Origin of the sequence: Kitasatospora sp. NPDC058190 (assembly GCF_042883685.1) — a bacterium.
Taxonomy (GTDB): Bacteria; Actinomycetota; Actinomycetes; order Streptomycetales; family Streptomycetaceae; genus Kitasatospora.
This window is the reverse complement of sequence record NZ_JBHVVI010000032.1, coordinates 70,186-76,803: the sequence shown is the minus strand read 5'-3', so window position 1 is coordinate 76,803 and position 6,618 is coordinate 70,186. Positions and strand designations below refer to the sequence as shown.

The 6,618-nt window shown below is 71.0% G+C and carries 6 protein-coding genes; 4 read left to right on the top strand and 2 right to left on the bottom strand.

Going from position 1 to position 6,618, the window contains the following annotated elements:
- Positions 1-94: 94 nt before the first annotated feature.
- Positions 95-955, bottom strand: coding sequence for an enoyl-CoA hydratase/isomerase family protein (locus tag ACFVWU_RS17250; RefSeq protein ID WP_387621132.1), 861 nt, complete (start codon positions 953-955; stop codon positions 95-97).
- Between the two features lie 153 nt (positions 956-1,108).
- On the opposite strand from ACFVWU_RS17250, the gene ACFVWU_RS17245 reads away from it, so the two are divergent.
- Positions 1,109-1,726, top strand: coding sequence for a TetR/AcrR family transcriptional regulator (locus tag ACFVWU_RS17245; RefSeq protein ID WP_387621129.1), 618 nt, complete (start codon positions 1,109-1,111; stop codon positions 1,724-1,726).
- A 493-nt stretch (positions 1,727-2,219) separates the two neighbouring features.
- Here the strand turns inward: ACFVWU_RS17245 and ACFVWU_RS17240 are convergent, their stop codons facing one another.
- Complete coding sequence (locus ACFVWU_RS17240) at positions 2,220-3,137, bottom strand: LysR family transcriptional regulator (RefSeq protein ID WP_387621126.1); 918 nt, start codon at positions 3,135-3,137, stop codon at positions 2,220-2,222.
- Between the two features lie 191 nt (positions 3,138-3,328).
- On the opposite strand from ACFVWU_RS17240, the gene ACFVWU_RS17235 reads away from it, so the two are divergent.
- The 3 genes from ACFVWU_RS17235 to ACFVWU_RS17225 all read left to right on the top strand — a co-directional run bounded on the left by ACFVWU_RS17235 (position 3,329) and on the right by ACFVWU_RS17225 (position 6,522).
- The gene (locus ACFVWU_RS17235) at positions 3,329-4,027 is read left to right on the top strand and encodes a type 1 glutamine amidotransferase domain-containing protein (RefSeq protein WP_387621123.1); all 699 of its coding nucleotides are present in this window, start codon (positions 3,329-3,331) and stop codon (positions 4,025-4,027) included.
- Entirely contained in the window at positions 3,928-5,055 is a 1,128-nt protein-coding gene (locus ACFVWU_RS17230) for an NADP-dependent oxidoreductase (protein ID WP_387621120.1), read from the top strand. Before ACFVWU_RS17235 ends, ACFVWU_RS17230 begins: the two co-directional genes overlap by 100 nt.
- Before the next feature lie 99 nt (positions 5,056-5,154).
- On the top strand, positions 5,155-6,522 hold the full coding sequence (locus ACFVWU_RS17225) for an aldehyde dehydrogenase family protein (protein WP_387621117.1): 1,368 nt from the start codon (positions 5,155-5,157) through the stop codon (positions 6,520-6,522).
- Positions 6,523-6,618: the final 96 nt, after the last annotated feature.

The following is a 6,618-nucleotide window of genomic DNA, read 5'->3' as shown; positions in this document are numbered from 1 at the left end:
GGCACCCCGCCACGGCGTCGGGAAGACCGTCAAACGCGAACCCACGCTCGAAGCCCACCGCGCCAAGATCGCAGCAGCCGCTTAAAAATCAAGCTCAGATGCCGTTGGCGATGCGCTCGTGGTCCCGTTCGCCCTCGCGGGTCTGGATACCAGCGGCGAGCAGCTTGTGGGCGAGCTCGGTGACCTCATCGCCGAACGCCGCGAACAGGCCCTCGTTCTCAACGGCGTACGCCGCACGCGGAATCGGCGGCGCGACCGCGTCGACCGCGGCCTTCGTGATGGAGATCACCTCCGGCCGGAGGCCGGCGATCCGTCGGGCGAGGGTGTCGACGAAGGAATCGAGTTCTGCGGCGGGCAGGGCACGGTTGATCAGGCCGTACCGTTCCGCGAGCTCCGCGCCCACGAGTTCGGCGCCGAGGATGAGCTCCAGCGCGCGGGCCCTTCCTGCCAGGCGCGTCATGTTCACCGTGCCGCCGCCTCCGGGGAGGATCCCCATCAAGGACTCCGGCTGCCCCTGGCCCGACTTGCCGATCGCCGCGAATCGCATGTCCAGGTACATGAAGAACTCGTTGCCCGCGCCGCGCGCGAAGCCCGCCAGCTTGCCGATGGTGACCTGCGGCAGCGAGCGGACCTCCTCGCTCATCGCCTGGAGGATGTTCAGGCCTTCCGGGACGGTCGAGCCCGGCGCGGCCGCGATCGCAGCGCGAGTGGCTGCAGGCAGCGCGTCAGGGTCGGTGAGGTAGGCCATGTCACCGTGCGCAACGAAGAACTCCGGGTCAGCGCTCTCGAAGACAATGACGCGGACGTCGGCGTCGTCCCGCACACGCGCGACGAATGCCCGGAGTGACGGCAGGAGGACCGCGTCCATCAGATTGAGCGGCGGGTGATCGATTGTCACCGTCGCGACCCCGTCCGAGACGTCGATCGTCAGGGCGGGAAGGTCTTCGTAGCTCATGAGGTGGCTCCATATCGCGGTAAGAGACGGCCGTGACCGGGCCGCCGGTTGGGGACAGTGTCGCGAATCTCAGCATCGCGACTGACACTGAGTGTCAGATTAGAAGCCTGTATCCGAAGAAGCAAACAAGTGTGTCGGAGTACACTCGTCCCCATGAGCGCAACGCCAGTCGGTACCCGTGAGATCAGCCGCCACGCGGTGCGAGCAGAGCTGGCCCGCGTCGCGTTCAACCGGTTCTGCCTCACCGGCTTCAACCAGGTCACCTTCGCCGACCTCTCCGAAGCCGCCGGAGTGTCGCGGAGCACCTTCCTGCGCTACTTCCGCACCAAGGAAGACGTGGTCCTGTTCGTCTTCGACCCTGTCGGTGACGTCATCACTGACGCGCTCGATGCCGAGCGGGCCAACCAGGACGACTGGAGCAGGCTGCGCAACGCCCTGGAGTCAGCCGTGAGGTTCCTCGTGCGCGACGTCCAGGAACTCGTGACGATCCTCGGCCTCATCGAGCAGACCCCAGCCCTGTGCGCACGCCTCCGCGAGAAGCAGACTGAATGGCGACCAGAGATCGTCGCCCGACTGCAGAGGACAACCCCCTCGACCGACGGGTCATCGGTCATCGCCAACGTTCGCGTAGCGGCGGCGCTCGAAATCTTGTGGATCGTCCTCGGGCAATGGAGTGCGAGCGACGGCCAAGAGGACCTCGGCAAACTGCTGGACGCTGCGTTCGCCGCCTTCTCGACCCCGGCACGCCAGCAGACGGACGCTCCGTTGTAAAGGGCCGAGGCGGCCGCGCAGGCACTCCAGGCCGTGTCGAGGCGACCGTGGGCCAGATCATGTGCGGTTCCCGGGGTCAGGCCGGCTCCTGTCAGTTGCTCCGGTGTGCTGTCGCTCGGGATGACCGTGGGGCTGCCGCGGCGGCGGACGACCTCGGCATGGCGGCCCGAGCGGCCTGCTCCGCGTCCGCGAGCGCGTCGGCCATCACGCCCTCGGCCCATTCACGGGTCCCGCCGGGCCGGGACCAGTGGGCACTTCCGTGATCAGGCGGCTGGCCCGCTCTTCCAGCCGCAGGCCGGTGCGGACCGTGGAGTCAGTGAAGGTCCCGTTGCGCGACGCCCACCGGCAACCGTGCTCCGGGCACAGCTGACGGAGTCCCGAGTGTGCCCACAGCACGGGCTACCGACCCGTCGGCTGTCGACCTGATCGATCGCGCCCTCCAGCAGACAGCAGCACTGGCGCAGGTCGCCGGGAGGGCGGCGCAACGCCTTGGTCACGCGCCTCGCCAGCCCTTCGCCGCGGTCAGCAGTCGGTCCCGCACCAGGGTGACGTGGGGGTTGGGGGAAGGCCCCGGGCGCTGGACCAGGTAGGCGGTGTTGATCGGCGGGTCGGCCGGCTGGTGCAGCAATCGCAGGGCGCCGGAAGCGAGTTCGGAGCGGCACAGGTAGCTGGGGAGGACGGTCCAGCCGGCTCCGGCGGTCGCCGCGGCGAGAACACCGCGCAGGTCGGGGACGGTGATGGCGGCCTGGGCCTGGAGGCGGCGGCCGAAGACGTGGCGCCAGTAGCGGCGGGCGATGGGGAGGTCCTCGGCGTACGTCACCAGCGGCAGCTGCGCCAGGGCGTCCGGCAGTGGGGCGCCCGCGAGTCGGTCGGCCCAGGCCGGGGCGGCGACGAGGACGAACTCCTCGTCGGCGAGGGGCTCGGCGTGCAGCGACCGGCCACGCGGCCGCCGGGTGGCGACCACGAGGTCGTGGCGGCCTGCCAGTAGCTCGTCCAGGAGCGGGTCCGTCAGCCCGGTGACGACCCTCAGCCGGACCCCCTGGGCCGTGAGCGGAGCGAGTACGCCGAGCAGGACCGTGCACAGGAACTCCGCCGGGCCGGCCAGGTGGACGGGCTGCGGTGCGCGGTCGGGTCCCGCGCCCGCCACGTCCGCGAGGCGGTCGAGTGGGTCCGCCAGTTGGACGGCGAGCTCGTCCGCGTGCGGGAGTGGGGCGACGCCGCGGGAACGTCGCTCGAACAGGTCACGGCCGAGCCGCTGTTCCAGGGCCCGCATCTGCGCGGTGACCGTCGGCTGGGACAGGTCGAGCCGCCGCGCGGCCGCGGTGAAGGAGCCCGTCCGGTAGACCGCCAGGAACGTGCGGAGCTGGTTCAGGTCCAGCGGTCCTGACCCATGGGGATCCGTATCGCTCACGGGCTCATCGTAGGGGAATGCCGCGGAAGAGCCATGCGAAGACCGATGTCCGGCATCGGGTTTCCTATTGGTCGGAAATACTTGAGTTGGTCTACCTTCGACGACATGAACTTGCACTGACGTTGTGAGTTCACTTCGTCAGGAGGTGCACACCGTCAGCGTGTGCACGAGCCGAACCCGGAGACCGCACCATGTCGAAGAAGATCCTTTTCGTGATGACCGGCGTCGACTACTGGACGCTCGCCGACGACACCAAGCACCCGACCGGGTTCTGGGCCGAGGAGGCCGCCGCGCCGTACGAGGCGTTCAAGGCAGCGGGTCACGCCGTCACGGTGGCCACCCCGGGCGGCGTGGTCCCCACCGTCGACGCCGGCAGCCTCGCGCCGCAGGTCAACGGCGGCGAGGAGGGTGCGAAGCGGGTCGCGGCCGCCCTTGCCTCGTTCACCGAGCTCAAGAACCCGATCCAGCTGGAGGACGTCGACCTCGACGACTACGACGCCGTCTTCTACCCCGGCGGCCACGGCCCGATGGAGGACCTGGCCGTCAACGCCACCTCCGGCCGCCTGCTGACCCTGGCGCTGAAGTCGGGCAAGCCGCTCGGCGTCGTCTGCCACGCTCCCGCCGCCCTGCTGGCCGCGGTCGAGGAGGACGGCGGGAACTCCTTCAAGGGCTACCGGGTGGCGGCGTTCAGCAACGCCGAGGAGACCCAGGCCGGCCTCGCCGACAAGGCGAAGTGGCTGCTGGAGAGCCGCCTGGTCGAGGCCGGCGTCGACGTCCAGGTCGGCGAGCCGTGGGCCCCGAACGTCGTCGTCGACCGCAACCTGGTCACCGGTCAGAACCCCGCCTCCTCCGCCCCGCTCGCCGCCGAGCTGCTGAAGAAACTGGCCTGACGTGCCCGCCGCCGACCGCACGGACGAGGTGCGAATGGCAGCTCACCGCCCGCCCGGTCGGCGAGCCCACCCCCGCCGACTTCGCCTTCACGACCGCTGCCGTGCCCGAGCCGGGCCCCGGGCAGGTCGTGGTCCGCAACACCTGGCTCTCCGTCGATCCCTACATGCGCGGCCGGATGAACGAAGGCCCCTCCTACATCCCGCAGTTCGAGCTGGGAGAGACCATGACGGGCACCGCCGTCGGCGTGGTCGTCGCCTCCGGGGCCGACGGCCTGCCGCTCGGCACCACCGTGTCCCACTTCGCCGGCTGGCGCGAGTACGCGCTGCTCGACGCCGGCGCGCTGCAGCTGCTGGACACGGCCATCGCCCCGGCCCAGGCCTACCTCGGCGTGCTCGGCACCACCGGCCTGACCGCCTACGCCGGCGTCAAGGATATCGCCCCGATCCGCGAGGGCGACGTCGTCTTCGTCTCCGGCGCGGCCGGAGCCGTCGGCTCGATCGCCGGGCAGCTGGCCAAGAAGCTCGGCACCGCGAAGGTCATCGGCTCGGCCGGCGGCCCGGAGAAGGCCCGCCGCCTGGTCACGGACTACGGCTTCGACGAGGCCATCGACTACCGCGCCGGCGACCTGCCCGGTCGGCTGGCCAAGGCCGCCCCGACCGGCATCGACGTCTACATCGACAACGTCGGCGGCGACCACCTCCAGGCCGCCCTCGGCGCGATGAACCTGCACGGCCGGGTCGCCCTGATCGGCGCCATCTCCGTCTACAACGCCACCGAGCTGCCGGCCGGCCCGAACAACCTCCCCTTCGCCATCGGCAAGCGGATCAACCTCCGCGGCATGAACGTCAGCGACCACCTCGACCTCATCCCCGAGTACGTCACCCAGGCCGCCGGCTGGTTGAACGACGGTTCGCTGCGCGCGGACGAGACCGTCGTCGACGGCATCGAGAACACCCTCGACGCCTTCCTGTCGATGATGCGCGGCGGCAATACGGGCAAGATGCTCGTCCGTCTCGCCCAGGACTGACCGCGCCGCCGAGCCCGGCGGCCAGGTCGTCCGCTCCACCAACCTCCTGATCACCACACGTCAAGCACGCTGAGCCGCTCAGCACACCGAGGCACCACCATGAACACTCCCGCGACGCACGTCGAAGCACCCTTTGAAGCACCCGAGGCCGCACAGCTCGTCGCCCGCCTGCGCGCCGCCCACCGGAGCGGCCGCACCCGGCCGCCGGCCTGGCGCACCGAGCAGCTGACCCGGCTGCGCGCCCTGCTGACGGAGAACCGCGAGGCCATCGCGGACGCCCTCCACGCCGACCTGGGCAAGCCCCGCACCGAGGCCTACCTCGCCGAGGTCGATCTCTCCGTCCGCGAGATCGACCACACCCTGGCGCACCTGGAGCAGTGGCTCGCCCCGCAGCAGCTGCCCGCCGAGGAGCTCGCCGGCCTGCCGGACGGCTCCACGGCCGGTACCCAGTACGACCCGCTCGGCACCGTCCTGGTCATCGCGCCCTGGAACTACCCGGTGCAGCTGCTGCTGGTCCCGCTCGCCGGCGCGCTGGCGGCCGGCAACACCGTGGTCGCCAAGCCGAGCGAGATGGCGCCCGCGGCGTCCGCGCTCATGGCCCGGATGATCCCGAGCTACCTGGACACCGAGGCGGTCGCCGTCGTCGAGGGCGGCGTCCCCGAGACCACCGCCCTGCTGGCGCAGCGCTTCGACCACATCTTCTACACCGGGAACGGCACCGTCGGCCGGATCGTGATGCGGGCCGCAGCCGAGCACCTGACGCCCGTCACCCTCGAACTCGGTGGCAAGTCACCGGTGTTCGTCGACCGCGGGGTGGATGTGGACACGGTCGCCCGGCGGCTGGCCGAGTCCAAGTTCCGCAACGCCGGACAGACCTGCGTCGCCCCCGACTACGTGCTCACCGACGCCCGGACGGCGCAGGCCCTCGCGGACGCGCTGGAGCGGGCGACGAAGGCCGCGTACGGCGAGGACCCGCAGACCTCCGGGGTCTACGGACGGATCGTCAACGAGCGCCACTTCGACCGGATTTCCGCGCTGCTCGGCTCGGGTCGCACCGCGTTCGGCGGCCGCACCGACCGCGCGGACCGCTACATCGAGCCGACCGTGCTGCTCGACGTGCGGCCGGACGAGCCGGTGATGCAGGAGGAGATCTTCGGCCCGGTCCTGCCGATCGTCACCGTCGCCGACTTCGGCGAGGCGATCGACTTCATCAACGACCGCGACAAGCCGCTCGCCCTCTACGCGTTCACCGAGGACGAGACCACCCGTCACCGCCTGGCGACCGAGACCTCCAGCGGCGGCCTCGGCTTCGGGCTGCCGATGGCGCACCTGGCGGTGCCGGCGCTGCCGTTCGGAGGCGTCGGGGAGAGCGGCCTGGGCAGCTACCACGGCCCGCACTCGATCGCCACGTTCAGCCACCGCAAGGCCCGCCTGGACGTGCCGCTGAGCCAGTCCGCGAACCGCTGACCGGCGAGCGGTTCGCTCCGGCCCTGGCGCTGCGGCCCGATCCGGCCACGGCCCGCCCGGGCGGCCGACGGCCCGGCGACCGTGTTCGGTGCGCCG

Excerpts from the sequence above, each read along its gene's own strand:
- ACFVWU_RS17235 (WP_387621123.1), top strand. The coding sequence starts at position 3,329 with ATGTCGAAGAAGATCCTTTTCGTGATGACCGGCGTCGACTACTGGACG.
- ACFVWU_RS17245 (WP_387621129.1), top strand. The coding sequence starts at position 1,109 with ATGAGCGCAACGCCAGTCGGTACCCGTGAGATCAGCCGCCACGCGGTG.
- ACFVWU_RS17225 (WP_387621117.1), top strand. The coding sequence starts at position 5,155 with ATGAACACTCCCGCGACGCACGTCGAAGCACCCTTTGAAGCACCCGAG.
- ACFVWU_RS17250 (WP_387621132.1), bottom strand. The coding sequence starts at position 955 with ATGAGCTACGAAGACCTTCCCGCCCTGACGATCGACGTCTCGGACGGG.